Below are 26485 nucleotides of genomic sequence, written 5' to 3' on the forward strand. Positions count from 1 at the left end.
TGCCCTCGGCGTGCGGAAGGTAAAACGCGGAAAAACCTAGTTCATCCAGCGATCTTTTTTCTTACGGCGCGGCACCATATGCGGCAGCACCAGACCCAGCAGCAGGCCGACGCCCAGCACGCCGCCGCCATACATAAACCACTGCATGATGATGGTGCGCTGCTTGTCGTCCAGCTGAACGTTGGCCGCGTTAACCTTTTTCTGCGCCACGATCAGCTCGTTTTTCAGCTTCTGGTTCTCTTCTTTCAGCCCGTTGATAACGCTGTCGCTGTTGGCGACTTTGTTCTGCATCTCGGCGGTGCGCTGGTTCCAGCTGTTGTCGATATTGCCCAGCTTCGCGGTCAGATCTTTGACCTGCTGCTCCAGCTGCGGCACGCGGGTGCGCAGGCTCGGCTCGGCGCTGAGCTGCGACAGCGGGATCCAGACGGTGCGGCCTTCTGAATCGCGGATCTGGCCGTAGTTGGTGTCACTGTTGGTCTGCACCAGCTGCACTTCTTCCCCCGCGTTCAGCTTGCCGAGCAGGCGATATTGATCGCCCGGTCCGCTGCGAACCCAGGTGGATAATTCGTCGGAGATGTAGCGCTTTTCATCTGCATGGGCTGGTGCGAGCGTGCTGATAGCCAGCAAGGTAAGGCCTGCGATTACAATTTTTTTCATTCGATGTCGTTTTAGCTTGGGGGTCTGTAAATTTACCGGCACAGTCTGGAACCGCCTCGCATAAATCTGAATGAGAACTATCCTGGTCTCATTTCCCTGCGAAAAGGGTAGCGAAAGCGCAAAGAAAGCAGAGACAGCCCGCCTTCTGTGCATTACTCTTCGCCAGATAATCCTCGTAAGTGCCAGCAGCGTATTGAATAAAAAATTATGACCATCGAAATCGAACTAAAGTTCATTGCCACGCCTGACGCCGCCAGCAAGCTGGCGCAGACTCTCGCCGGTTTTCCGCACCAGCACCAGGCCGCGCGCGCGTTAAGCAACATCTATTTTGAGACAGATGACAACCAGCTGCGTCGCTGGGATATGGGCCTGCGCATTCGCGGCGTTGACGGCCAGTATGAAATGACCCTGAAGACCGCCGGGAAAACGCTCGGCGGCCTGCATCAGCGCGCGGAATATAATATCGACCTGCCTGAAGCGAAGCTGGATATCGCGCGGCTGCCCGCCGACGTCTGGCCGCAGGGCACTGACGTCGCCGCGCTGCAGCAGCGTCTGCAACCCCTGTTCAGCACCCATTTTCAGCGTGAGACCTGGCTGGTTCAGGCAGGCGAAAGCGAAGTGGAAGTGGCCTTCGATCGCGGCTCGGTCGCCACGGAGACGCTGAGCGAAGATCTGGTTGAGGTGGAGCTGGAGCTGAAAAGCGGCCAGCGCGGCGACATGATGACCTTCGCCCGCGAGCTGATCGCCATCGGCGGCCTGCGTCTCGGCAGCCTGAGCAAAGCGGCGCGCGGCTATCATCTGGCGCAGGGCAATCCGCCGCGTCTTCTGCGTCCGTTCCCGCTGCTGAAAGCCGCGCCGAAAGCGACGGTGGAAGAGGGGATGGTGGCCGCGATGTCGAGCGCCCTCAGCCACTGGCAATATCATGAAGAGGTGTGGCTACGCGGCAACGCCGAGGCGCAGCGCAGCGTTGTCGAGGCGCTGGAAGCGCTGCGTCAGGCCTTCTCGCTGTTCGGCGCCCTGGTGCCGCGCAAGGCGAGCAGCGAGCTGCGCCAGAAGCTGACCACGCTGGAAGAGACTCTCGCCGAGCCGGTTAAAGATGCGCAGGCGCTGAGCTTCTCGGCGCTCTCCGTAGAGACCCAGTTAGCGCTTACTCACTGGCTGGTAGAGTCGCAGTGGCGGCGCTGGATCGATGCAAAAAGCCAGGCGAAGCTCGACGGCTCCTTTAAGCGCTTCAGCGACATCATGCTGAGCCGCATCAACGCCGATCTTAAAGAGACCTTCAGCGACGTACAGCTGCTTAATGAATATCACGACAAGGCGACGCGCCTGTCGCGTCAGCTGCTGGCGGTGCATCTGCTGGCGGGTGCCTACCCGGTAGAAGCCGTTTCCGTCTGGCTGGCGCCCTGGCAGCAGCTGCAACAATCCATTGCGCAAAACCAGGAGCACTGGCTGAAATCGCTGGCGAGCCAGGCGATTCGCCAGCCGCCTTTCTGGCTGAACAGCAGTACGCCACGATGATCTGACCCATCAGGGAGAGAAGACGTTGTTAGAGTTACCCGCTGAGTTACAGGCGCAGGCGGCCAGCGCGGCCGAGCGCCTTGGCGTCGCCGCCGATGCCCTAACCGACGCGCAGCGTGCCGCGCTGGCGTTCAGTGATTTCATCGTCGAGAACCTGCAACGTCATCCCGACTGGTGGCAGGCGATCCAGCAGCAGCCACCGCAGCCGGAGGAGTGGCAGCACTACGCCCGCTGGCTGGATGACGATATCGCCACGGTGGACAGCGAGGCGGCGCTAATGCGTGCGCTGCGGCTGTTCCGACGCCGCATGCTGGTGCGTATCGCCTGGATGCAGTGTCTGGGGGAGGCCAGCACCGAACAGAGCCTGCAGCAGCTCAGCGTGCTGGCGGAGGCGCTGATCGGCCGCGCGCGCGACTGGGTATACCAGGCGTGCTGCCAGGACTTCGGCACGCCCTGCAACAGCGCGGGCGAGCCGCAGCCGATGCTGATCCTCGGCATGGGCAAGCTGGGCGGCGGTGAACTCAACTTCTCTTCCGATATCGATCTGATCTTCGCCTGGCCGGAAAACGGCGCGACGCGCGGCGGCCGACGCGAGCTGGATAACGCGCAGTTCTTTACGCGCATGGGGCAGCGGCTAATCAAGGTTCTGGATCAGCCCACCATGGACGGCTTCGTCTACCGCGTCGATATGCGGCTGCGTCCTTTCGGCGACAGCGGCCCGCTGGTGCTGAGCTTCGCCGCGCTGGAGGATTACTATCAGGAGCAGGGCCGCGACTGGGAGCGCTATGCGATGGTCAAGGCGCGCCTGATGGGCGACGACCAGGATCGCTGGAGCCAGGAGCTGCAGCAGATGCTGCGCCCCTTTATCTATCGGCGCTATATCGACTTCAGCGTGATTCAGTCGCTGCGCAATATGAAAAGCATGATCACCCGCGAAGTGCGGCGGCGCGGGCTGACCAACAATATCAAGCTGGGCGCGGGCGGCATTCGCGAAACCGAATTTATCGTGCAGGTCTTTCAGCTGATACGCGGCGGACGTGAGCGCTCGCTACAGCAGCGCTCCCTGCTGCCGACGCTATCCGCTATCGGCGAGCTGGGGCTGCTGACCCCGGGGCAGGTTGTGACCCTGCGCGAGGCTTACCTCTTTCTGCGTCGGCTGGAGAATCTGCTGCAGAGCCTCAATGATGAGCAGACCCAGACGCTGCCGACCGAGCCGCTCAGCCGCGCGCGGCTCGCCTGGGCGATGGGTGCTGAAAGCTGGCCCGCGCTGACGGCGCGGCTGGAAACGCATATGGCGGCGGTGCGCGCCATCTTCGACGAGCTGATCGGCGAAGATATCCCCGAAATCAGCGATCAGCCTGAGCTGCTGGAGTTTAGCGGGCTGTGGCAGGATTCGCTTGAGGATGCGGAGCTGGCACCGCTGGTGCCGCAGCTCGACGATGAGCAGCGCCGGGCGCTGCATCGCGCGCTGGACGATTTTCGCCAGGATATCAGCCGCCGCACCATCGGGCCGCGCGGGCGGATGGCGATCGACCAGCTTATGCCACGGCTGCTGAGCGAAGTCTGTCCGCGCGATGACGCCGCCGTCACCTTCAGCCGTCTTGTTCCGCTGCTGCTGGGCGTGCTGACGCGCAGTACCTATCTGGAACTCCTTACCGAATACCACGGCGCTCTGCGCCACCTGATCCGCCTGTGCGCGGCGTCGCCGATGATCGCCAGCCAGCTGGCGCGCTATCCGCTGCTGCTCGATGAGCTGCTCGATCCCGCCACGCTCTATCAGCCGACCGCCACCGACGCCTACCGCGACGAGCTGCGCCAGTATCTGATGCGCATTCCGGTCGATGATGAAGAGCAGCAGCTTGAGGCGGTGCGCCAGTTCAAGCAGGCGCAGCTGCTGCGCATTGCGGCGGCAGATATCGCAGGTACGCTGCCAGTCATGAAAGTGAGCGATCACTTAACCTGGCTGGCGGAAGCGATTATCGAATCGGTGGTGCAGCAGGCGTGGCTGATGATGGTGCAGCGCTACGGGCGGCCGCAGCATCTGAAAAATGAGCACGAGCGCGGCTTTGCGGTGCTGGGCTACGGCAAGCTGGGCGGCTGGGAGCTGGGCTACAGCTCCGATCTCGATCTGGTGTTTCTGCATGACTGTCCGGCAGAGACGGTCACGGACGGCGAGCGCAGCATCGACGGGCGCCAGTTCTATCTGCGTCTGGCGCAGCGCATTATGCATCTCTTCAGCACGCGCACCGCCTCGGGCATTCTCTACGAGGTAGACGCGCGGCTGCGGCCTTCCGGCGCCGCAGGCATGCTGGTCAGCACCTTTGACGCCTTCGACGATTACCAGCGCCACGAGGCCTGGACCTGGGAGCATCAGGCGCTGGTGCGCGCCCGCGTGGTGTTTGGCGATGAGGTGCTCGCGGAGCGCTTTAACGCTATCCGCCGCGCCATTCTCTGCCTGCCGCGCGCGCCGGAGGTGCTGCAAAAAGAGGTGCGCGAGATGCGTGAGAAAATGCGCGCGCACCTCAGCAACAGGCACAAAGGGCGCTGGGAGATCAAAACCGACGAGGGCGGCATTACCGATATTGAATTCATCGCGCAATATCTTGTCTTAGCCTGGGCCGCCGAGCAGCCCGACCTGACGCGCTGGTCCGATAACGTGCGGATTTTCGAGCTGGCGGCGCGCTACGATAAAATGCCGGAGGCGGAAGCGCAGGCGCTGACCCATGCCTACGTCACCCTGCGCGACGCGCTGCATCATCTGGCGCTGCAGGAGCTGCCCGGCCACGTTGAGCCGGACGCCTTCGCCGCCGAGCGGCAAACCGTGACAGCGAGCTGGCAGCGCTGGCTGGCGTCGCCCTGCTCACCCTGAGCGCCTGTTGATAGCGCAGATCGCATCTGTGCTATCATCCGCGCACTATTTTTACTGCAGTCTGGAGTGTCTGGAATGAAAGTTACTTTGCCCGCGTTCGACCGTGCTTCGGTGCTGGTCGTAGGCGATGTGATGTTGGATCGCTACTGGTATGGCCCAACCAGCCGTATCTCGCCTGAAGCACCGGTGCCGGTGGTGAAAGTGGACGCTATCGAAGAACGTCCCGGCGGCGCGGCGAACGTGGCGATGAACATTGCAGCGCTGGGGGCCGCTTCGCAGCTGATCGGCTTAACCGGTGAAGATGACGCGGCGCGCGTGCTGAGCGAAACGCTGGAAAAGGTCAAGGTTCGCTGTGACTTCGTGGCGGTCAAAACGCATCCCACCATTACTAAACTGCGCGTGCTGTCGCGTAACCAGCAGCTGCTGCGCCTCGATTTCGAAGAGGGTTTCGATCAGGTCGATCCCGAGCCGATCCATCAGCGGCTGCGTCAGTCGCTGAATACCGCCGGTGCGCTGGTGCTCTCCGACTATGCAAAAGGCGCGCTCTCCAGCGTGCAGACCATGATTCGCCTGGCGCGCGAGGCAAAGGTGCCGGTGCTGATCGATCCCAAAGGCACCGATTTTGAGCGCTATCGCGGCGCAACGCTGCTGACGCCGAACCTGTCAGAGTTCGAAGCGGTAGTGGGCAAATGCAAGAACGAAGAGGACATCGTTACCCGCGGCATGCAGCTAGTGGCGGATTATGAGCTTTCCGCGCTGCTGGTAACGCGTTCCGAAAACGGCATGACGCTGCTGCAGCCTGGCAAAGCGCCGCTGCATCTGCCGACGCAGGCGCAGGAAGTCTTCGACGTGACCGGCGCGGGCGATACCGTGATCGGCGTGCTGGCGGCAACGCTGGCGGCGGGCGACTCCCTTGAAGAGGCCTGCTTTATGGCCAACGCGGCGGCGGGCGTCGTGGTCGGCAAGCTGGGCACCTCTACCGTCAGCCCGGTCGAACTGGAAAACGCTATTCATGCGCGTCCGGAAGAGGGCTTCGGCATTATGAACGAAGCGCAGCTTAAGATTGCGGTTGAACAGGCGCGCAAGCGCGGCGAAAAGGTGGTGATGACTAACGGCGTGTTCGACATTTTGCACGCGGGCCACGTCTCTTACCTCGCCAATGCGCGCAAGCTGGGTGATCGCCTGATTGTAGCGGTAAACAGCGACGCCTCGACGAAGCGCCTGAAAGGCAGCAGTCGCCCGGTGAACCCGCTGGTTAATCGTATGATTGTGCTGGGCGCGCTGGAAGCCGTGGACTGGGTGGTGGCCTTTGAAGAAGATACGCCGCAGCGTCTTATCGCCAGCGTGTTGCCGGATCTGCTGGTAAAAGGCGGCGATTACAAGCCGGAAGATATCGCGGGCAGCAAAGAGGTGTGGGCCAACGGCGGCGACGTGCGCGTGCTGAATTTCGAAGACGGCATCTCTACCACGAACATCATCAAAACCATTCGCGGCGAGTAATGATGCGGGCGGGCGCATCGCGCCCGCCGTAATCCTTACTGCGGCGTGTCGATCTTGCCTGCCGGATCGGGCGTGACAACTGCCGGAGCGGGCGCGGAAGGCTGATGGCTTTCCAGCTGCGCCAGGCGCTGCTCGAGCGCGGCCAGCTTTTCACGCGTGCGCAGCAATACCTGCGTTTGCACATCAAACTCTTCACGATTGACCAAGTCCATCCGCGTCAGCTGCGCCTGCAGAACCTGGCGAATTTTCTTTTCGACATCGTCGCCAAATTCACGAATCCCTTTCGGCATTGCCTCGTGCACCTGACGCGCAAGTTGTTCAATTTTTTTCGTGTCGATCATGATGATTTCCTGGTTTCGTGTTGCTGGGGACAGCAGGGAGTGGATCCTGATAAGGGTTAAGTGTAATGCCTGAAACGAAAAGGTTAAACCCGAAATGTCGTGCCGCCTCTATAGCCTGAAATGCAAAAGCATTTGCGGTTTTGATGATTGCCCGACCTGTTGAATGGCGCTATAGTAATTTTGCTTATTCTCAGGGCGGGGCGAAATTCCCCACCGGCGGTAAATCAGCGTTAGCTGAAAGCCCGCGAGCGCTTCCTGGTAACGGGAAGGTCAGCAGATCCGGTGTAATTCCGGGGCCGACGGTTAAAGTCCGGATGGGAGAGGGTAACGACATCTGCCGGGCTGCGCCCGCTTCACGTTATTGCCATGTCTTGATGACATCACTCCTAAGCTCGCCCTGATTCTGGTAACTCATATTATTTATAAGGTTTTTATTACCATGAATCAGACGCTTCTTTCTGAATTTGGCACGCCGGAACAGCGTGTAGAACGTGCAGTCGCTGCGCTCCGTGAGGGACGCGGTGTGATGGTGCTTGACGACGAAGACCGTGAAAACGAAGGCGATATGATCTTCGCTGCGGAAACCATGACCGTTGAGCAGATGGCGCTCACCATTCGCCACGGCAGCGGCATCGTTTGCCTTTGCATGACCGAAGAACGCCGTCAGCAGCTTGAGCTGCCAATGATGGTGGAGAACAACACCAGCTCTTTCGGCACCGGTTTTACCGTGACCATTGAGGCCGCAGAAGGTGTGACCACCGGCGTATCCGCTCAGGATCGTATCACCACTATTCGTGCAGCGATCGCTGATAACGCGAAGCCGAGCGATCTTAATCGTCCTGGCCACGTCTTCCCGCTGCGCGCGCGCGACGGCGGCGTGCTGACGCGCGGCGGCCATACCGAAGCGACCATCGATCTGGTGACGCTGGCGGGCTTTAAGCCGGCGGGCGTGCTGTGCGAACTCACCAACGACGACGGCACTATGGCGCACGCGCCGGAAGCGATCACCTTCGCCAAAGCGCACAATATGCCGGTTGTTACCATTGAAGACCTGGTGGCCTACCGCCGCGCGCATGAAACGCGTCAGGCCAGCTAAGCTGCGCTGCTGACCAACGAAAAACGGGCCGCTTAGCGGCCCGTTTTGTTTTTAGCTGGCGCTTAGCCCAGCTCGCTGACCTGCAGCAGCGCGAGGCTCGCGCCCATCACCGTCATGCCGCACAGCACGCCGTAGCTCGGGTTGTTATGGGGATCGATCTCGCGCGCCAGCGGCATCAGCTCGTCCACCGACAGCGCCACCATAATTCCGGCGACGGCCGCCATCACCGCGGCGATGGTCACCGGCGACATCATCGGGCCGAGCAGGGCAAAGGCCAGCAGTCCGCCGAGGATCTCCGCCATGCCGGAGACGCAGGCCCAGAACAGCGCTTTGCTTTTCGAGCCGGTCGCGGCGTACATCGGGCCGGCTACCGCCAGACCTTCGGGAATATTGTGGATCGCCACCGCCAGCGCGATGCCCAGTCCCAGCTCCATATCGCTGCTGGCGGTTACGTAGGTCGCGACGCCTTCAGGAAAATTGTGCAGGCTGATGCCCAGCGTCAGCAGGATTGCCGTGCGGCGCAGCTTCGCCGGATGGCGCTGCGCCGACATCAAATCCTGCGGATGCTGATGCGGCAGCAGGCGATCCAGCGCGAAATAGCCGAGCAGGCCCAGCATAAACATGCCGTACCCGAGTATCGGTGACATCCCTTCGGTACGCAGCGCGGTCGGCAGCATCTCCATCAGCGATATCAGCAGCATGATCCCGGCTGCGAAGCCGAGCGCGAACGCCAGCATGCGGTTAGATGGCTTCTGACCCAGCACGCCAAATAGCGCGCCGATAAAGGTAGCGCCGCCAGCCAGTACGGTAAGCAGCAAAGGGACCGACATCGCACTCTCCTTAATGATAATCATTCGCATAAAATTAGCGATAACCCTAAAGAAGATCGAGTTATTTTTGGTAAAGAAGTGTCGGCCAATAGTTATTCAAATCCACTGATGCTCTTCATCATGCTTATGCGTGTTTCCGGCGTCGCGAAAGGGCGTATCGTTATCTTATTGAGAATTTCTGAGGATGAATCATGCAACAAGCGATGCCCGCGCTCTTTTTAGGTCACGGCAGCCCGATGAACGTGCTGCAAGAGAACCGCTATACCCAGGCCTGGCGTCACGCGGGCGAGACGCTGCCGCGCCCGCGCGCCATTATTGCGGTATCGGCGCACTGGTATACGCGCGGCACTGCGGTTACCGCGATGGAAAATCCGCGCACCATTCACGACTTTGGCGGCTTCCCGCAGGCGCTGTTCGACACGCGCTATCCGGCGCCGGGTTCGCCTGCGCTGGCGCAGGAGATTGCCGACGCGCTCGCGCCGATGGCGGTGCACTTCGACCACGAGTGGGGGCTGGATCATGGCGCCTGGGGCGTGCTGATCAAGATGTATCCAGAGGCCGATATTCCGGTGGTGCAGCTCAGCGTCGATGGCACGCAGTCTCCCGCCTGGCATTTTGAGCAGGGCAAAAAGCTGGCGGCGCTGCGCAACAGCGGCGTGATGATTGTCGCCAGCGGCAACGTGGTGCACAACCTGCGCAAGGTACGCTGGGACGAAACGGCGGAAGCCTGGCCCTGGGCACAGCGCTTCAGTCAGTTTGTACGGGATAACCTGGACTATCGGGGCGAAACCGGGACGCACCCGCTGGTTAACTTCCTGCAGCATCCCGACGCGGCGCTGTCGAACCCGACGCCGGAACACTATCTGCCGCTGCTCTATGTGCTGGGCGCGCGTCAGGCAGACGAGCCGGTGAGCGTGCCGGTAGACGGCCTCGAGATGGGCGCTATCAGTATGTTGTCGGTGCAGGTGGGCTAAGGGAAAGCGGGCCGGAGCGGCCCGCCTGGCTTACTCAATAAAAGCGTGGGGATAGAAGCGGGAAAGATCCTGGGTGATCAGGTCGCGATCCTCGCGCAGACCGATGCCGGCCGGCTGATCGTCTATCAGCCAGCTGCCGATCAAGGTGTAGCTGTCGCCAAACTTCGGCAGCGGGCAGAACTGCTGCACGATCATGCCCTCTTCGCCGTAGGGCCCGTCGACGCGCGCAATCTCCTGACCGTTTTCCACGATGCGAATATTGGCACCTTCGCGCGAGAAGAGCGGCTTCACCACATATTTATCCATGTGCGGCACATTATCTTCGGCGAAATAAGCGGGCAGCAGGTTAGGGTGGTCAGGGAACATCTGCCACAGCATCGGCAGCAGCGCCTTGTTGGAAATAATGCTCTTCCAGGCCGGTTCCAGCCAGCGCACGCCCGCATCCGCCAGCTTGGTGGAGAAGATCTCGCGCAGCATAAACTCCCACGGGTAGAGCTTGAACAGGTTGCTGATCACCTGATCATGCACGTCGGTGAACTGCCCCTTGTCGCCGAGGCCGATCTCGTCGATATAGAGAAACTCGCTCGGCAGACCCGCCTCGGTCGCGCAGTCCTGCAGATATTGCACCGTGCCGCGATCCTCTTCGGTATCGCGGCAGCAGGCGAAGTGCAGCCACTGAAAGCCGTGCTGCTGATGCAGCGCGGCGAAACGCGCGATCAGCTTTTCCTGCAAACTGTTGAACTGATCGCTGCCCGGCGGCAGCTGACCGGCGTTAAGCTGATCCTCCAGCCAGATCCACTGAAAGAAGGCCGCTTCGTAAAGTGAGGTCGGCGTATCCGCATTGTTCTCCAGCAGCTTAGCGTCGCCCTGGCCGTCCCAGGCGAGATCGAGGCGCGAATAGAGCGACGGCTGGCGCAGCTTCCAGGAGTCGCGCACAAAATCCCAGGTGTGCTTCGGAATGCGGAATTTTTCCAGCAGCTGTTCGCTGCCCACGACTTTTTCCACCACCTGCAGACACATCTGGTGCAGCTCCGCCGTGGTCGCTTCCAGTTTATCTATCTGCGCCAGCGTAAACTGATAGTAGGCATCTTCGCACCAGTAGGGCTCGCCGTGCATGGTGTGAAACCGAAAGCCATACTCCGTGGCTTTTTCGCGCCAGTCGGGACGCTCGTTGATCGCAATGCGTTGCATAACGGCTTTAGCCTCCCAGCGAACGGCTGGAGGTGCCGGTGGCGCTGCTGCGCGCCATGCTGTTCTGCTTCGCTACCGTTTCGCCGAAGCCGCCGCGCGTAATGGTCGTGGTGGTGGCCGGTTTCGGCGCCAGCGCGGTTTTCGGTACGTTCATGGTGCGGCCGGAGGTGGCAGCGCCGTAGTTTTTACCCGAGGCGTCAACAAACTGGCCGTTTGCCGGGCTGTTCGGGGTGCGCGGCGAGAAGAGCGGCTGCTGAGCGAAGCCTGCGCCGCCGCCCATCAGGCGGCCCATCATATAGCCCGCCATCAGCGGCATCCAGAAACTGCCGCTCTGCTGCGCTTCGGCGTTCTGCGTGGTGCCGACGCCAGCCTGCGCCGGTGCCTGCTGGCACTGGTTCTCACCAAATTCCGCCACGCAGTCTTCGCGCGTGGCGTATTTCGGTGCGGTGCGCTCCGCTTCTTTCAGCGCGTTATTGTAGGCGGTAGTACACTGCGCGCTCTGGCCCGGATTGGCCTTACTGCAGTCATCCGCATTCTGATACAACGACACCGTTTCGTCGCTCTTTTCGCAGCCCGCCAGGGTAAATACCGCGGCGATGGCCAGTGCAACCGGCGTTAAATGGCGTGCCTGCCAGCTTTTACGAAAAGCGGCATGGCGGATATTTTTTGTCCGTTTCATCGTTCTCATCCTGTGCCCAAAGGTGATGCTCAGGATAGGGGATCGCTGGTGGAAAATGAAGCTGAGGGCCTGATGCGGAAAGGATCTTTACGTTGTTATACGTTTAACGGAGAGACGGGCCGCAAAGCGGCCCGTTGAGTATTAGTTACGGAATGGATTGCCGCTGCTGCGCTGAGTGACGGGACGCGCCGCAGGAGCCGCTGGCTCTGCCGACGGGCCGTTGTCAACGCGCGCGGTCTGCTGCGGGTTTTCCGGCGCGACGCTTTCCGGCGACGTCGAAATCTCTTTGCCGAGCTGGCTGTTAAGCTGCTGCAGATCCTGCTCGTTCAGCGTGCCCAGGGCATATTTGATATTGAGCTGGTTGATCAGGTAGCTGTAGCGCGCGTCGGAGAGCTGCTGCTTGGCGTTGTAGAGCGTTGTGGTTGCGTCCAGCACGTCGACGATGGTGCGCGTGCCGACCTGATAGCCCGCTTCCATAGCGTCCAGCGAGCTTTGCGCAGACACCACCGCCTGTTTGTAGGCTTCGATGCTGCTGACGGAGGCGTTGACGTTGTTATATGAGGAGCGCACGGTCTGCACGGCTGAGCGATGCGCGCTCTCCAGCTGCTCGCTGGCGCTGACGTAGTTATACTGCGCCTGCTTCACCTGCGAAGTGACCGCGCCGCCGCTGTAGAGCGGCAGCGAGAAGCTCAGACCCACCTGGTTGGTACCGGTGATGGAGTCGGTGCTGCCCGCGCTCTGATTGGCGCGGCTGCCGCCATATTTGCTGTTGGAAAGGCCGGTTGACGCGGTTAAATCCAGCGTCGGCATATGGCCGGTTTCAGCGTAGCGGATCTGCTCGCGTGCCAAATCCTGGTTCAGACGCGCCGACAGCAGGTTCAGGTTACGGCTCTCCGCCTGCTTCAGCAGCGCGCTGACCGCATCCGGTTTGGTGGTTTTAAAGCGGTCGATATTCAGCGACGCCAGCGCAAGGTAGTCATTGCCGGTAATCTGACGCAGCGTCTCAACCATATTGTCGAGGTTGTTGCGCGCGGTCACTTCATTGGCCAGCACGCTGTCATACTGGGCGCGAGCGTTCTGCACGTCGGTGATCGCCACCAGGCCAACGTTAAAGCGCTGCGTGGTCTGATCCAACTCGCGATAGATCGACTGTTTTTGCGCTTCGATATAGGAAAGGGTGTCGATCGCCTTTAACACGTTGAAATAGGCGGTGGCGGTATTCAGGATTAAATCCTGCTGGGCGACCTGATAGGTGACATCCTGAATGCCGGCAGTTTTTTCCTGCAGCGTCAGGTTGCGCCATTTCGACATATCGAAAATGGTCTGAGTTAATTGCAGCGATCCGCTGGTCGTGTTGGAATGAAGGCCGCTGCTGTCGCGATAACCGTTGCTATAGGTGTAATCCGCGCCTAAACCTAACTGAGGCAACAAAGGGCTGCGTGCTTCATTGATCTTTTCAAAGGCGGCGTCGCGTGTGGCTGCGGAGCTGCGCAGATCCGGGTTGCTCAGACGCGCTTGTTGATAGACCTGCAGCAGATCCTCTGCCTGGCTAGCAAGGCTGAAACCGGCCAGGCTCAGCCCAATGAGAAGTGGGAGCAGTTTTTTCATTTGCATTCCTTTTGTTGCAGCAAATTACAGGGGTAGCGCTGCCGGATAAGCCAAAAAATAATCGCAGATTCTAGCAGAGTGCGACTGTGAGATAAGTTGGCTGAACGTGCCTTCTCCCCCTAATTTACGTAAATAATTCAGAAAGAACCACTCGGATGGAGCCTCAGGGTTGGCTTTTAGCCGCTCCGTCCCAATCTGCATAAGGAGCCCGACGATGAGCGGCGAAAAAACTTCCCCAGTGACTTTTACAAAAAACGATGTAGAAATTATTGCACGCGAAACCGCCTGGAAAGGTTTTTTTTCCATTGTTCGCTACCGGTTTCGCCACCGCCGTTTTAATGGCGAAATGAGTGGCGAGGTGGTGCGCGAAGTTTTTGAGCGTGGACACGCCGCGGTACTGCTACCCTACGATCCTCTACGCGACGAAGTGGTGCTGATCGAACAGATCCGCATTCCCGCCTTTGACGTTAGCGAAACGCCCTGGCTGCTGGAGATGGTGGCGGGGATTATCGAGCCCAACGAAAGCGCCGAAGAGGTGGTGCGACGCGAAGCCGTAGAAGAAGCGGGGCTGAACGTCGGTCGGGTTAAACCCGTGTTAAACTATCTCGCCAGCCCTGGCGGCACCAGCGAGCGCTTGTCGATCCTGGTGGGAGAAGTGGATGCCAGCCTGGCAAAAGGATGCCACGGTCTGGAGGAAGAGAATGAGGATATTCTTGTGCATGTGGTCAGCCGCGAACAGGCTTACCGCTGGGTGGAAGAGGGGATTATCGACAACGCGGCGTCTGTCATCGCCCTGCAATGGCTGGCGTTGCACCATGAAAAACTACGAGAAGAGTGGAAGCTAAAATGAAACAGCGCTATATCCCTGATTTCCCCGAAATGATGCGGCTCTGCGAAACCAATTTCGTTCAGCTGCGTCGTTTGCTGCCGCGCAGCGACGAGGCCGGCGCGTCGGTGGTCTATCAGGTAAAGGGCGCCCGCTATCAGTTGACCATAGAAGAGTCCACGCGCTACACCACGCTGGTGGAAATCCGCCAGGTGGCGCCGACCGTCAGCTACTGGAGCCTGCCTTCCATGTCGGTGCGGCTCTATCATGACGCGCTGGTAGCCGAAGTGTGTTCAACGCAGCAGATCTATCGCTTTAAAGCGCGCTATGATTATCCTAATAAAAAACTGCATCAGCGCGACGAGAAACATCAAATCAACCAGTTTCTGGCAGACTGGCTGCGCTACTGCCTGGCGCAGGGTGCGATGGCGGAGCCGGTCTGCTGATCGCACAGATAATGCATTATTCGGCGTGGAGACGAAGGAAACGCTTTGGATAGCCTGCTAACACTTCCTGCGGCGAATGGGGCCGGGATCAGGATTTTGCAAATCACGGACACCCACCTTTTCGCTGGAAAAAATGAATCGCTGCTGGGCGTGAATACCTGGGCGAGTTATGACGCGGTGCTGGACGCCATTGCGGCGCAGCAGCGCGAGTACGATCTGATTATCGCCACCGGCGATCTCGCTCAGGATCACTCTGTCGAAGCCTATCAGCACTTCGCTGAGGGCATCGCGCGTCTGCCGAAACCCTGCGTCTGGCTGCCGGGCAATCACGATTTCCAGCCGGCGATGGTCGACACCCTGGCCGAGGCGAAGCTCGCCGCCCACAAGCATGTGCTGCTCGGCGACCAGTGGCAGCTGGTGATGCTCGACAGCCAGGTGTTCGGGGTGCCGCACGGCATGCTGAGCGACTATCAGCTGGAGTGGCTGGAGAAGACGCTGGCTCGCTATCCGCAGCGCCACACGCTGGTGGTGCTGCACCATCATCCGCTGGCGAGCGGCTGCACCTGGCTTGATCAGCACAGCCTGCGCAATTCCCATCAGCTTGACGCGGTGCTGCAACACTATCCGCTGGCGCGCACCCTGGTGTGCGGCCATATCCATCAGGAGCTCGATCTCGACTGGCGCGGCCGCCGCGTGCTGGCAACGCCCTCGACCTGCGTGCAGTTCAAACCGCACTGCACCAGCTTTACCATCGACACCGTTGCCCCCGGCTGGCGCTGGTTTACCCTCTATCCAGACGGATCTTTTGCGACCGAAGTCGAACGGCTGCAAACCGACGCGTTCCGCCCGGACCTGGACTCGGACGGATACTGACGCATGGCGGCGCTGCTCTATCTGCACGGTTTCAACAGCTCGCCGCGCTCCGCCAAGGCGACGCAGCTGCAGCAGTGGATGGCGGCGACGCATCCGCATATTGAGGTTATCGTGCCGCAGCTGCCCGCTTTTCCCGCCGAGGCCGCCGCGCTGCTGGAGGAGAAAGTGATGGCCCTGAGCGGCCAGCCTCTTGGCCTGGTTGGCTCTTCGCTGGGGGGCTATCTCGCCACCTGGCTCTCCCAGTGTTTTATGCTGCCCGCTGTGGTGGTCAATCCGGCGGTGCGTCCTTTTGAGCTGCTGGCGGATTACCTTGGGGTCAACCAGAATCCCTACACGGGCCAGCAATATGTGTTAGAGTCTCGCCACATTTACGATCTGAAAGTTATGCAGATTGACCCGCTGGAAGCGCCCGATTTACTCTGGCTGCTGCAACAAACGGGCGACGAAGTGCTTGATTACCGCCAGGCGCTCGACTACTACAGCGCGTGCCGACAAACGGTAGAGCAGGGCGGCAATCATGCGTTTACTGGATTCGAGCGCTATTTCCCGCAGATTCTGGACTTTCTGGGTCTGAATCACGACTAACTCGCGGAAATTGCACATAATTTCACGCTTCTGATTAGAAATTTATCATGAGTCAATCAAGCTATAACGCGGATGCTATTGAGGTTCTGACTGGCCTTGAGCCGGTTCGCCGTCGTCCCGGCATGTATACCGATACGACGCGCCCTAACCATCTGGGTCAGGAAGTTATTGATAACAGCGTCGATGAGGCGCTGGCGGGCCATGCCAAACGGGTCGAAGTGATTCTGCACGCCGATCAGTCGCTGGAAGTTATCGATGACGGACGCGGCATGCCGGTGGATATCCATCCGGAAGAGGGCGTGCCTGCGGTCGAGCTGATCCTCTGCCGTCTCCATGCGGGCGGCAAGTTCTCCAGCAAAAACTATCAGTTCTCAGGCGGCCTGCACGGCGTCGGCATCTCCGTGGTCAACGCCCTGTCGAAGCGGGTAGAGGTCACCGTGCGCCGCAACGGCGAGATCTATAACATCGCGTTTGAGAACGGTGAGAAAGTGCAGGAGCTGACCAAAACCGGCACGGTGGCGAAACGCAACACCGGCACCAGCGTACACTTCTGGCCTGACGAGAGTTTCTTCGACAGCCCGCGCTTTTCGGTTTCGCGCCTCTCCCATCTGCTGAAGGCCAAGGCGGTGCTCTGCCCCGGCGTGGAGATCCTCTTTAAAGACAAGGTCAACAATACCGAACAGCGCTGGTGCTACGAAGATGGCCTGACCGACTACCTGTGCGAAGCGGTCAACGGGCTGCCGACGCTGCCGGAAAAACCGTTCGTCGGCAGCTTCTCCGGTGAGAAGGAAGCGGTGGACTGGGCGCTGCTGTGGCTGCCGGAAGGGGGCGAGCTGCTGACCGAAAGCTACGTCAACCTGATCCCGACCATGCAGGGCGGCACGCACGTCAACGGCCTGCGTCAGGGGCTGCTCGATGCGATGCGCGAGTTCTGCGAATACCGCAATATCCTGCCGCGCGGCGTGAAGCTCTCGGCGGAAGATATCTGGGATCGCTGCGCCTACGTGCTGTCGGTGAAGATGCAGGATCCGCAGTTTGCCGGGCAGACCAAAGAGCGTCTGTCGTCGCGCCAGTGCGCCGCCTTCGTCTCGGCGGTGGTAAAGGATGCCTTCAGCCTGTGGCTGAATCAGAACGTGCAGGCGGCGGAGCAGCTGGCGGAGCTGGCGATCTCCAGCGCGCAGCGCCGTATGCGCGCGGCGAAAAAAGTGGTGCGCAAAAAGCTCACCAGCGGGCCGGCGCTGCCGGGCAAGCTGGCGGACTGCACCGCGCAGGATCTGAATAAAACCGAACTTTTCCTGGTGGAAGGGGATTCCGCAGGCGGATCCGCCAAGCAGGCGCGCGATCGCGAATATCAGGCGATCATGCCGCTGAAGGGCAAGATCCTCAACACCTGGGAGGTCTCGTCTGACGAAGTGCTGGCGTCGCAGGAGGTGCATGACATCTCCGTGGCGATCGGCATCGATCCCGACAGCGACGATCTCAGCCAGCTGCGCTACGGTAAGATCTGTATCCTCGCCGATGCTGACTCGGACGGCCTGCATATCGCCACGCTGCTGTGCGCGCTGTTTGTGAAGCACTTCCGCTCGCTGGTGAAAGGCGGCCACGTCTACGTCGCGATGCCGCCGCTCTACCGTATCGATCTCGGTAAAGAGGTCTATTACGCCCTCGACGAAGATGAGAAAGAGGGCGTGCTGGAGCAGCTGAAGCGCAAGAAGGGCAAGCCGAACGTGCAGCGCTTCAAAGGGCTGGGCGAGATGAACCCGCTGCAGCTGCGCGAGACCACCCTCGACCCCAATACGCGCCGCCTGGTGCAGTTAACGGTGGACGAGGGCGACATCGAGCAGACGCTGCGCGTGATGGATATGCTGCTGGCCAAGAAGCGTTCGGAAGATCGCCGCAACTGGCTGCAGGAAAAAGGCGATATGGCCGATATCGAAGTGTAATCATCGCGCTGCGGCGCGGCGCGTCATTCCGGGCTGCGGCCTGAATGGCGCGTCCGCCGCTCGCCGGAGTAGATGATGAAAGTCACGCTGGAAGAGCTGCGCGTGCTGGTGGCGGTTGCGGACTGCGGTTCCATTACCTCGGCGGCGGAGCTGCTGGATCAAACCAGCTCAGGCGTGAGCCGCGCCCTGAGCCGCCTCGAAGCCAAACTCAACAGCACCCTGCTGCACCGCACCACGCGGCGGCTGGCCCTGACCGAAGAGGGGCAGCTTTTTCTGACTCACGCGCGCCAGATCCTGCTCTCTGTTGAACAGGCGGAAGAGCAGATCGCCCGACGCCGGGAAACGCCGTCAGGCCGCCTGCGCATCAACGCCGCCGCTCCTTTTATGCAGCACGTTATCGTGCCGCTGATCGGCGCGTTTCGGCAGCGCTATCCGCTGATCCAGCTCGAGCTTAATACCGACGACATTGTGATCGATCTGCTGGAGCAGCAGACCGATATCGCTATTCGCATCGGCGAACTGCGCGACTCCACCATGCGCGCCCGCATGCTCGGCAGCAGCCGGGTGCGGCTGCTGGCCAGTCCGGCCTATCTGCAGAAGTATGGCGAACCGCAGAGCGTCGAGGCGCTGGCGCAGCATCAGCTGATCGGCTTTAGCCAGCTGGAGATGCACAACGTCTGGCCGGTCTGGCAGCGCGAAGGGGAGCTGCTGCGCATTCAGCCGACCATTGCCGCCTCGAGCGGTGAAATCATCCGCCAGCTCGCCCTGGCGGGCCAGGGGATTGCGCGCATATCGGATTTCGTCAGCCATCAGGATCTCGCCGCCGGTCGGCTGCAGGAGGTTCTGGTGCAGCAGACACACGACGTCAGGCTGCCCGTGCATGCGGTTTACTACCGCAACGCGGAGCTGGCCTCGCGCATTACCTGCTTTCTCGACTTCCTTCATCAGGAGATCGCCGCACAGGCGCGCTTCTGACAAAAAAAAGCCGCGCGTCCTGAGGCGCGCGGCGCATAACAAGGGGTTGAGATCAGGCGGTGGGTTCCAGCACCATAATCTTCACGTCCAGCACGTCGTCTTTGATCTTTTCACGATGCGCTTCCATGTGCGGCATCTGCTGATGCTGCTCCAGGTGGCGCAGCGATTCCCACTGTTCCAGCATAAAAACAGAGTCGGGCGAATTCTGCTTCCACGGCACCTGCGCCTGATGATCGACCAGCGCGTCGTACTGGTGGCAGCCCTCTTCGGCCAGCACCGATGGAATAAGCGCCTTGATCGCCTCCAGCACTTTATTGCGATGTCCTGGTTTAATACAAATTTCAGCCACTACCGTTAGCATGTCCGTCTCCTTGTTTGCGGGTCCGCTTTCAGTTAAGCAAAGATCTCGTTGAGATGTGTCCGATAACGCGCGATATCGCGCGGCACGTCCGGCATCTTGATAACGTCGTTGCAGATAAAGGTCGGCAGCGGCGCCATGCCGAGGAACTGGTTCGCCTTATGGAAGTGCAGATAGAGGCCGTCGACGCCGACGCCTTCAAAGAACTGATCGGGATCGGTAAAGGCCTCCAGCGGCGCGTTCCAGGTCAGGGAGAGCATATATTTTTTGCCCTGCAGCAGACCGCCCGAACCATATTTTTTGCTGGCATCAGCGCGCGAGCGGCCGTCGCTGGCGTAGAGCGAGCCGTGACCTTCGGTAAAGACCTCGTCGATATAGCGCTTCACCGTCCAGGGTTCGCCCATCCACCAGCCCGGCATCTGATAGATCACCACGTCGCTGTCGACATACTTCTGCACTTCGTCGGCAATAACATAGTCGCTGTCGGCCAGGGTCACGTTGACCTGATGGCCCAGGTCGCGCAGCTGGCTGGCCGCAACGTCAGTCAGAGTATGGTTCAGCTCGCCTTTGGAGTGGGCGAAGGTTTTACCGCCGTCAATAATAAGAATATTCATTCGCTAATCTCATGTGTGTTGCAATAGAGCGCTACTTTACGCCCTCGGCGGCGGCGGAAAAATGGGATTCAGATCACAAGACTTTTGCGCTGGAAGCAATAATCCAGCGGCTTATGACACACTTCATCGACACTCATCACGCCATACAGAAGAAGAACAATGCGCATATACCTTATCAGCGCGCTGCTGCTCGCCAGCGGCGTCGCGCAGGCGGACTCCCGTCTGGATCAGATCCTCGCCAGCAAAACCCTCAGGGTCTGCACCACCGGCGACTACAAGCCCTACACCTATCTGCGCCCCGACGGCCAGTACGAGGGGCTGGATATCAGCATGGCGCAGTCGCTGGCCGCCAGCCTGGACGCAAAAATCAGCTGGGTGCCGACCAGCTGGAAAACCCTCTCGCAGGATTTCAAACAGAAGCAGTGCGATATCGCGCTGGGCGGCGTGTCGGTAACGCTGAAGCGTCAGCAGATCGCCTGGTTCGCCCAGCCGCTCGGCGTCGACGGCAAGATCCCGCTGGTGCGCTGCGCCGACAAGGCGAAATATGGCACCCTCGCGCAGCTTAACGCCCCGGCGGTGCGGGTGATCGAGCCAGCGGGCGGCACCAACGAAGCCTTTGTCCACAGCCATCTGCCGCAGGCATCGCTGACCCTGTTCCACGATAACGTGACGATTTTCCAGCAGCTGGTGGATAACAAGGCCGACGTGATGATCACCGACGCCTCCGAAGCGCTCTACCAGCAGCAGCGCTATCCGCAGCTCTGCGCCCTTAACCCGCAGGCGCCGCTGCAGTATGGCGAAAAGGCTTATATGATCCCGCGCGACGATATGAGCTGGAAAGCCTATATCGATCAGTGGCTGCACCTGGCGACCGCCACCGGCGAATATGCGCGTATTGCCGCGCAGTGGATGGGCGTGGCGCGCTGATTAGGCGGCCCGCAATCGCACGCCGCACTGCGCTTCCCCTGTGACTAATTGTGGCGATTAAGGTACTATCCTCGCCAAATAACCGCCGGGTGTTTCGCCATTGCGGGACACGAAGTGAGGATAAAATTTAATGAGTGAATTGACGCAGGATGGTGCAGAGCGTCTTGCCCTGCACACATTTACCGAAAACGCGTACCTGAACTACTCGATGTACGTCATCATGGACCGCGCCTTGCCCTATATCGGCGACGGTCTGAAGCCGGTACAGCGCCGAATCATTTACGCCATGTCGGAACTCGGCCTGAACGCCAGCGCCAAATTCAAGAAATCGGCGCGTACCGTGGGCGACGTGCTGGGTAAATACCATCCGCACGGCGACAGCGCCTGCTACGAGGCGATGGTGCTGATGGCGCAGCCGTTCTCCTATCGCTATCCGCTGGTGGATGGCCAGGGCAACTGGGGCGCGCCCGACGATCCGAAATCCTTCGCGGCGATGCGCTACACCGAATCGCGTCTTTCCAAATATGCGGAAGTGCTGCTCGGCGAGCTGGGCCAGGGCACGGTGGACTTCGTGCCGAACTTCGACGGCACCATGCAGGAGCCGAAAATGCTGCCTGCGCGGCTGCCGAATATCCTGCTGAACGGCACCACCGGCATCGCCGTCGGCATGGCGACCGACATTCCGCCTCATAACCTGCGCGAAGTGGCGCAGGCGGCCATCGCCCTGATCGATAAGCCAAACACCAGCCTCGACGCGCTGCTGGATATCGTGCAGGGCCCGGATTATCCCACCGAGGCGGAGATCATTACGCCGCGCGACGAGATCCGCAAAATTTACCAGACCGGCCGCGGCTCTGTGCGCCAGCGCGCGGTATGGAAAAAAGAGGATGGCGAGGTGGTGATCACCGCGCTGCCGCACCAGGTTTCCGGCGCGCGCGTGCTGGAGCAGATCGCCGCTCAGATGCGCAATAAAAAGCTGCCGATGGTGGAAGATCTGCGCGACGAGTCGGATCACGAAAACCCGACGCGTCTGGTGATCGTGCCGCGCTCGAACCGGGTGGATCTCGATCAGGTTATGCACCACCTGTTCGCCACCACCGATCTCGAGAAGAGCTACCGCGTTAACCTCAATATGATCGGCCTCGACAACCGTCCCTCGGTGAAAAACCTGCTGGAGATCCTGTCGGAATGGCTGGTGTTCCGCCGCGACACCGTGAAGCGTCGTCTGAATCATCGCCTTGAGCGCGTGCTGCGTCGTCTGCACATTCTTGAGGGCCTGCTGGTCGCCTTCCTCAATATCGACGAGGTGATCCATATCATCCGCAGCGAGGACGAGCCTAAGCCGGTGCTGATATCGCGCTTCGGCATCAGCGAAACCCAGGCGGAAGCGATCCTGGAGCTGAAGCTGCGCCACCTGGCGAAGCTGGAAGAGATGAAAATCCGCGGCGAGCAGAGCGAGCTGGAGAAAGAGCGCGACCAGATTCAGGCGATCCTTGCCTCCGAGCGCAAGATGAACACCCTGCTGAAGAAAGAGCTGCAGGCCGACGCCGCCGCCTACGGCGACGATCGCCGTTCGCCGCTCCACGAGCGTGAAGAGGCCAAAGCGCTGAGCGAAAACGAACTGGTGCCGTCTGAGCCGGTCACCATCGTCCTGTCGCAGATGGGCTGGGTGCGCAGCGCCAAAGGCCACGATATCGACCCGTCGGGGCTGAGCTATAAAGCGGGCGACAGCTATCTGGCGGCGGCGCGCGGCAAGAGCAATCAGCCGGTCGCCTTTATCGACTCCACCGGACGCAGCTATACGCTCGATCCGACCTCGCTGCCGTCGGCGCGCGGGCAGGGCGAGCCGCTGACCGGCAAGCTGACGCCGCCGCCGGGTGCGGTAGTGGAGCAGGTGCTGATGGAGGCGGACGATCAGAAGCTGCTGATGGCCTCCGACGCCGGCTACGGCTTTATCTGCACCTTCGCCGATCTGGTGTCGCGCAACCGCGCCGGTAAAGCGCTGCTGACGCTGCCGGAAAACGCGCGCGTGATGACGCCGATGGCGGTGCATCACGAAGATGACATGCTGCTGGCGATCACCCAGGCGGGACGGATGCTGATGTTCCCGGTTGGCGAGCTGCCGCAGATGTCGAAAGGCAAGGGCAACAAGATTATCTCTATTCCGGCAGCGGACGCCGCGGCGGGCAACGATAAGCTCGCCTGGCTGCTGATCCTGCCGCCGGGCAGCGCGGTCACGCTCTACGTCGGCAAGCGCAAGCTGGTGCTGCGCAGCGAAGAGCTGCAAAAATTCCGCGCCGACCGTGGACGTCGCGGCACGCTGCTGCCGCGCGGCCTGCAGCGTATCGACAAGGTAGAGCTGGATGCCCCAGCGCGTGCCGTCAGCGAAGACGGCGAAGCCTGAGCAACGCGGCGGAGATTGCTCTCCGCCGCGCCATAATGAGGGATATATGTTACTAGTACTGCGCACCATCTTTGTGGTGATTTACTCGATCCTGGTTTGTGTTTTTGGCTGCATCTGGTGTCTGTTTTCGCCGCGCAATCCGCGCCACGTCGCGACCTTCGGCCATCTCTTCGGCCGTCTCTCCGGCGTGTTCGGCATCAAGGTGGAGGTGCGTAAACCCGCCGAGGCGGCCCATTACGGCAACGCTATCTATATCGCCAACCACCAGAACAACTACGACATGATCACGGCGGCGAAGATCGTCCAGCCGACCACCGTAACGGTCGGCAAAAAAAGCCTGCTGTGGGTGCCGTTCTTCGGCCTGCTCTACTGGCTGACCGGCAACCTGCTGATCGACCGGGACAACCGCTCAAAGGCACACGGCACCATCGGCCAGCTGGTCGAGCAGTTTGAAAAGAAGCGCATCTCGTTCTGGATGTTCCCGGAAGGCACGCGCAGCCGCGGACGCGGTCTGCTGCCGTTTAAAACCGGCGCCTTCCATGCGGCCGTGGCGGCAGGCGTGCCCATTATTCCTATCGTGGTCTCCAACACGCACGGCAAGATCAACCTTAACCGCCTGAAAAACGGTCTGGTGATCGTTGAGATGCTGCCGCCGGTCGACACCAGCGGTTACACCACACAGTCGGTGCGCAAGCTGGCCACCCACTGTCGTGAACTGATGATGGAAAAACTGGAAGCGCTCAACGCCGAAGTCGAAGCGCGCGAAAAAAGCGGTAAACTCTGACCGGCCAGCCTCTGGCCGGCACCCGCACGGATGCACGCGGCGCGCTCTGCCCGCCGCGACGCAACACAGCAATAAAGAATAACAATGGGCTGGCGCGCAGGCGCCACGCGTAAAGGGTTTGACGTTCTATGTCTTTCAGCAGACGACAGTTTATCCAGCTTTCTGCTGGTGCTGCGCTTAGCGCAGGTCTCTTGCCTTCAGCGGCGCGCGCGGCCTCCGCTCCCGGTGGCGATACGCCGCTGCCGGTGCCGCCGCTTATTGAATCGCGTCGCGGTCAGCCGATCTTTCTGACGCTGATGCGCAGCCACTGGTCCTTTCTCGGCGACAGTAACAAAGTGCCGGTATGGGGCGTCAACGGGCTCTATCTCGGCCCAACGGTGCGCGTCTACAGCGGCGACGACGTTAAGCTGATCTACAGCAACCGCCTTAACGAGCCGGTGGCGATGACCGTCAGCGGGCTGCAGGTGCCGGGCGCGCTGATGGGCGGCGCGCCGCGCATGATGTCCGCCGGCGTCGACTGGGCGCCGGTGCTGCCGATCCGCCAGAACGCCGCCACCTGCTGGTATCACGCCAGCACGCCGAACCGCATGGCGCCGCACATCTATAACGGTCTGGCGGGCATGTGGCTTATTGAGGATGAGGTAAGCAAGCAGCTGCCGCTGCCGCGCCACTATGGCGTCGACGACTTCCCGCTGATTATTCAGGATAAGCGCCTCGATAATTTCGGCACGCCCGCCTACGATCCGCCCCACGACGGCGGCTTTCTCGGCGACGTGCTGCTGGTCAACGGCGTGCAGAATCCCTTTGTTGAGGTGTCGCGCGGCTGGGTGCGCCTGCGCCTGCTCAACGCCTCGAACGCGCGGCGCTACCAGATGGTGCTGAGCGATAACCGTCCCTTTACCGTTATCGCCAGCGATCAGGGCTTTCTGCCCGCGCCGGTGGCGGTGCAGCAGCTCTCGCTCGCCCCTGGCGAGCGCCGCGAAGTGCTGATCGATATGTCGCAGGGCGACGAGGTGTCGATTAGCGCAGGCACGGCGGCGGGCATTATGGACCGCCTGCGCGGCCTGTTTGAGCCCTCATCTATCCTGACCAACACGCTGGTGCTGACGCTGCGTCCGACCGGCCTGCTGCCGCTGGTGACCGATAATCTGCCGATGCGTCTGCTGGCGGATCAGATCCTCGACGGCATGGCGACGCGCACGCGCGAATTCCGCATCGGCGATGATATGCCGGGCATCAACGGCGCGCAGTGGGATCTGAACCGCATTGACACCACCGCGCAGCAGGGCACCTTCGAACGCTGGATCCTGCGCGCCGATCGGCCGCAGGCGATGCATATTCAGGGGGCGATGTTCCTGATCAAAAGCGTCAACGGCGCGCAGCCGATGGGCGAAGATCGCGGCTGGAAAGATACCGTCTGGGTGGATGGCGAGGTCGAGCTGCTGGTGAGCTTTCCGCAAAGCTCTTCCGATCACTTCCCCTTTGTCTACTACAGCCAGACGCTGGAGCTGGCCGATCTCGGCACGGCGGGACAGCTGCTGGTGCAGCCGACGGCGTAACGCTTCAGGCGGGAAGGGCGCGCTGCCCGTCAGGACAGCGCGCATAGCCATCAGCCGTTAGTTGAAGGTTTCTGGATCCGGCCCCAGGCGGTTGCCGCGATCCAGCTTCGCAATCTCGCTCAGCTCGGTCTTCTCCAGGCGGAAATCGAACACCGCGAAGTTCTCCGCGATACGCTCAGGCGTTACCGATTTCGGGATCACCACCAGCCCGCTGTCGAGATGCCAGCGAATAACGATCTGCGCCGGGGTTTTGCCATATTTCTTCGCCAGCTGGCGGATAATCTCCTGATCGAACACCCCTTCGCCGCCCTGCGCCAGCGGGCTCCAGGATTCGGTCTGGATCTGATGCATGGCGTTCCACGCGTGCAGCGTGCGCTGCTGCAGCATCGGGTGCAGCTCGATCTGATTGACCACCGGCGAGACGCCCGTTTCATCCAGCAGGCGCTTCAGGTGCGCTTCATGGAAGTTACAGACGCCGATGCTTTTGGTCAGCCCCTGCTGCTGCAGCTTGATCATCTCTTTCCAGGCGTCGACGTAGCGATCTTTTTCCGGACACGGCCAGTGCATCAGATAGAGATCGACCTGCTCCAGCTGCAGTTTTTTCAGGCTGGTCTCCATCGCCTGCTGCACATTCTGCTGATCGTCGTTCCACAGCTTGGTAGTGACGAAAATCTCTTCGCGCGGCACATCGGTGTCCTGTAACGCCTGGCCGATCGCCTCTTCGTTTTTATAGGCAGCGGCGGTGTCGATCGAGCGGTAGCCCACCTCCAGCGCTTTAAGTACGGCGCGGTGGGCGTCTTCATTGCTCGCCTGCCATACGCCAAGCCCCAGCTGCGGCATCATATTGCCGTCGTGCAGTTTGATAATCGGTTGATCTGCCATACGTGCTCCTTTCTGTTGCAGTGAACCTGTGAGGCTTAAGTCTAGT

Annotated in this window: 24 protein-coding genes and 1 riboswitch; of the genes, 15 read left to right on the forward strand and 9 right to left on the reverse strand. The window is 60.7% G+C overall.

Features of this window, described 5'->3' with window-relative positions; genetic code table 11:
- Positions 1-36: 36 nt before the first annotated feature.
- Positions 37-657, reverse strand: coding sequence for a TIGR04211 family SH3 domain-containing protein (locus LB453_RS05345; RefSeq protein WP_103794633.1), 621 nt, complete (start codon positions 655-657; stop codon positions 37-39).
- Between the two features lie 207 nt (positions 658-864).
- Here LB453_RS05345 and LB453_RS05350 point away from each other — a divergent pair, with 207 nt between their 5' ends.
- The 3 genes from LB453_RS05350 (at position 865) to hldE (ending at position 6544) form a co-directional block, all read left to right on the forward strand.
- Complete coding sequence (locus tag LB453_RS05350; protein ID WP_103794634.1) at positions 865-2175, forward strand: inorganic triphosphatase; 1311 nt, start codon at positions 865-867, stop codon at positions 2173-2175.
- A 25-nt stretch (positions 2176-2200) separates the two neighbouring features.
- The gene (gene glnE, locus LB453_RS05355; protein WP_224481612.1) at positions 2201-5044 is read left to right on the forward strand and encodes a bifunctional [glutamate--ammonia ligase]-adenylyl-L-tyrosine phosphorylase/[glutamate--ammonia-ligase] adenylyltransferase; all 2844 of its coding nucleotides are present in this window, start codon (positions 2201-2203) and stop codon (positions 5042-5044) included.
- 75 nt (positions 5045-5119) lie between these two features.
- Positions 5120-6544, forward strand: a complete 1425-nt coding sequence (gene hldE / locus LB453_RS05360; protein ID WP_103794635.1) for a bifunctional D-glycero-beta-D-manno-heptose-7-phosphate kinase/D-glycero-beta-D-manno-heptose 1-phosphate adenylyltransferase HldE — start codon at positions 5120-5122, stop codon at positions 6542-6544.
- A 35-nt stretch (positions 6545-6579) separates the two neighbouring features.
- On the opposite strand, the gene ubiK is transcribed toward hldE, so the two are convergent.
- Positions 6580-6885 carry a ubiquinone biosynthesis accessory factor UbiK gene (gene ubiK / locus LB453_RS05365; RefSeq protein ID WP_033752486.1) on the reverse strand — a complete coding sequence of 102 codons (306 nt, stop codon included), beginning with the start codon at positions 6883-6885 and terminating at the stop codon, positions 6580-6582.
- A gap of 182 nt (positions 6886-7067) precedes the next feature.
- Positions 7068-7215, forward strand: a riboswitch (FMN riboswitch).
- A 109-nt stretch (positions 7216-7324) separates the two neighbouring features.
- Here ubiK and ribB point away from each other — a divergent pair.
- Positions 7325-7981 (forward strand): 3,4-dihydroxy-2-butanone-4-phosphate synthase, encoded by a 657-nt coding sequence (ribB, locus tag LB453_RS05370; protein WP_103794636.1) that lies wholly within the window; start codon positions 7325-7327, stop codon positions 7979-7981.
- A gap of 62 nt (positions 7982-8043) precedes the next feature.
- Here ribB and zupT read toward each other — a convergent pair whose 3' ends face one another.
- A complete protein-coding gene (gene zupT / locus LB453_RS05375) occupies positions 8044-8811 on the reverse strand; it encodes a zinc transporter ZupT (RefSeq protein WP_103794637.1) in 768 nt (255 codons plus the stop codon).
- Between the two features lie 188 nt (positions 8812-8999).
- Between zupT and ygiD the strand changes: the two genes are divergently transcribed.
- Entirely contained in the window at positions 9000-9785 is a 786-nt protein-coding gene (gene ygiD / locus LB453_RS05380) for a 4,5-DOPA dioxygenase extradiol (protein WP_103794638.1), read from the forward strand.
- A 30-nt stretch (positions 9786-9815) separates the two neighbouring features.
- On the opposite strand, the gene LB453_RS05385 is transcribed toward ygiD, so the two are convergent.
- From LB453_RS05385 to tolC, 3 genes are all read right to left on the reverse strand, one after another.
- Positions 9816-10976 carry a glutathionylspermidine synthase family protein gene (locus LB453_RS05385; protein ID WP_103794639.1) on the reverse strand — a complete coding sequence of 387 codons (1161 nt, stop codon included), beginning with the start codon at positions 10974-10976 and terminating at the stop codon, positions 9816-9818.
- A gap of 7 nt (positions 10977-10983) precedes the next feature.
- A complete protein-coding gene (locus LB453_RS05390) occupies positions 10984-11655 on the reverse strand; it encodes a DUF1190 family protein (protein ID WP_103794640.1) in 672 nt (223 codons plus the stop codon).
- A 141-nt stretch (positions 11656-11796) separates the two neighbouring features.
- Positions 11797-13263 carry an outer membrane channel protein TolC gene (gene tolC, locus LB453_RS05395; protein ID WP_103794641.1) on the reverse strand — a complete coding sequence of 489 codons (1467 nt, stop codon included), beginning with the start codon at positions 13261-13263 and terminating at the stop codon, positions 11797-11799.
- A 214-nt stretch (positions 13264-13477) separates the two neighbouring features.
- Between tolC and nudF the strand changes: the two genes are divergently transcribed.
- From nudF to LB453_RS05425, 6 genes are all read left to right on the forward strand, one after another.
- Positions 13478-14113, forward strand: coding sequence for an ADP-ribose diphosphatase (gene nudF, locus LB453_RS05400; RefSeq protein ID WP_103794642.1), 636 nt, complete (start codon positions 13478-13480; stop codon positions 14111-14113).
- Complete coding sequence (locus tag LB453_RS05405; protein ID WP_103794643.1) at positions 14110-14535, forward strand: DUF1249 family protein; 426 nt, start codon at positions 14110-14112, stop codon at positions 14533-14535. The genes nudF and LB453_RS05405 overlap by 4 nt, the downstream gene beginning before the upstream one ends.
- A gap of 45 nt (positions 14536-14580) precedes the next feature.
- Complete coding sequence (gene cpdA, locus LB453_RS05410) at positions 14581-15408, forward strand: 3',5'-cyclic-AMP phosphodiesterase (protein ID WP_103794644.1); 828 nt, start codon at positions 14581-14583, stop codon at positions 15406-15408.
- A 3-nt stretch (positions 15409-15411) separates the two neighbouring features.
- A complete protein-coding gene (gene yqiA / locus LB453_RS05415; protein WP_103794645.1) occupies positions 15412-15993 on the forward strand; it encodes an esterase YqiA in 582 nt (193 codons plus the stop codon).
- Between the two features lie 47 nt (positions 15994-16040).
- On the forward strand, positions 16041-17936 hold the full coding sequence (gene parE, locus LB453_RS05420; protein WP_103794646.1) for a DNA topoisomerase IV subunit B: 1896 nt from the start codon (positions 16041-16043) through the stop codon (positions 17934-17936).
- Between the two features lie 75 nt (positions 17937-18011).
- On the forward strand, positions 18012-18911 hold the full coding sequence (locus LB453_RS05425) for a LysR substrate-binding domain-containing protein (protein ID WP_103794647.1): 900 nt from the start codon (positions 18012-18014) through the stop codon (positions 18909-18911).
- Between the two features lie 52 nt (positions 18912-18963).
- Here the strand turns inward: LB453_RS05425 and LB453_RS05430 are convergent, their stop codons facing one another.
- Both LB453_RS05430 and LB453_RS05435 read right to left on the reverse strand, forming a co-directional pair.
- Positions 18964-19272 (reverse strand): putative quinol monooxygenase, encoded by a 309-nt coding sequence (locus LB453_RS05430; protein ID WP_103794648.1) that lies wholly within the window; start codon positions 19270-19272, stop codon positions 18964-18966.
- Positions 19273-19304: 32 nt separating this feature from the next.
- Positions 19305-19883, reverse strand: a complete 579-nt coding sequence (locus tag LB453_RS05435) for an NAD(P)H-dependent oxidoreductase (RefSeq protein WP_103794649.1) — start codon at positions 19881-19883, stop codon at positions 19305-19307.
- A 159-nt stretch (positions 19884-20042) separates the two neighbouring features.
- Between LB453_RS05435 and LB453_RS05440 the strand changes: the two genes are divergently transcribed.
- From LB453_RS05440 to ftsP, 4 genes are all read left to right on the forward strand, one after another.
- A complete protein-coding gene (locus tag LB453_RS05440) occupies positions 20043-20810 on the forward strand; it encodes a transporter substrate-binding domain-containing protein (RefSeq protein ID WP_103794650.1) in 768 nt (255 codons plus the stop codon).
- Between the two features lie 130 nt (positions 20811-20940).
- Complete coding sequence (parC, locus tag LB453_RS05445; protein WP_103794651.1) at positions 20941-23214, forward strand: DNA topoisomerase IV subunit A; 2274 nt, start codon at positions 20941-20943, stop codon at positions 23212-23214.
- A gap of 46 nt (positions 23215-23260) precedes the next feature.
- Positions 23261-23998 carry a 1-acylglycerol-3-phosphate O-acyltransferase gene (locus LB453_RS05450; protein ID WP_103794652.1) on the forward strand — a complete coding sequence of 246 codons (738 nt, stop codon included), beginning with the start codon at positions 23261-23263 and terminating at the stop codon, positions 23996-23998.
- A 128-nt stretch (positions 23999-24126) separates the two neighbouring features.
- The gene (ftsP, locus tag LB453_RS05455) at positions 24127-25557 is read left to right on the forward strand and encodes a cell division protein FtsP (RefSeq protein WP_103794653.1); all 1431 of its coding nucleotides are present in this window, start codon (positions 24127-24129) and stop codon (positions 25555-25557) included.
- 57 nt (positions 25558-25614) lie between these two features.
- Here the strand turns inward: ftsP and dkgA are convergent, their stop codons facing one another.
- On the reverse strand, positions 25615-26439 hold the full coding sequence (dkgA, locus tag LB453_RS05460) for a 2,5-didehydrogluconate reductase DkgA (RefSeq protein ID WP_103794654.1): 825 nt from the start codon (positions 26437-26439) through the stop codon (positions 25615-25617).
- Positions 26440-26485: the final 46 nt, after the last annotated feature.

Source organism: Pantoea agglomerans (assembly GCF_020149765.1).
In the GTDB taxonomy this organism is placed as follows: Bacteria; Pseudomonadota; Gammaproteobacteria; order Enterobacterales; family Enterobacteriaceae; genus Pantoea; species Pantoea alvi.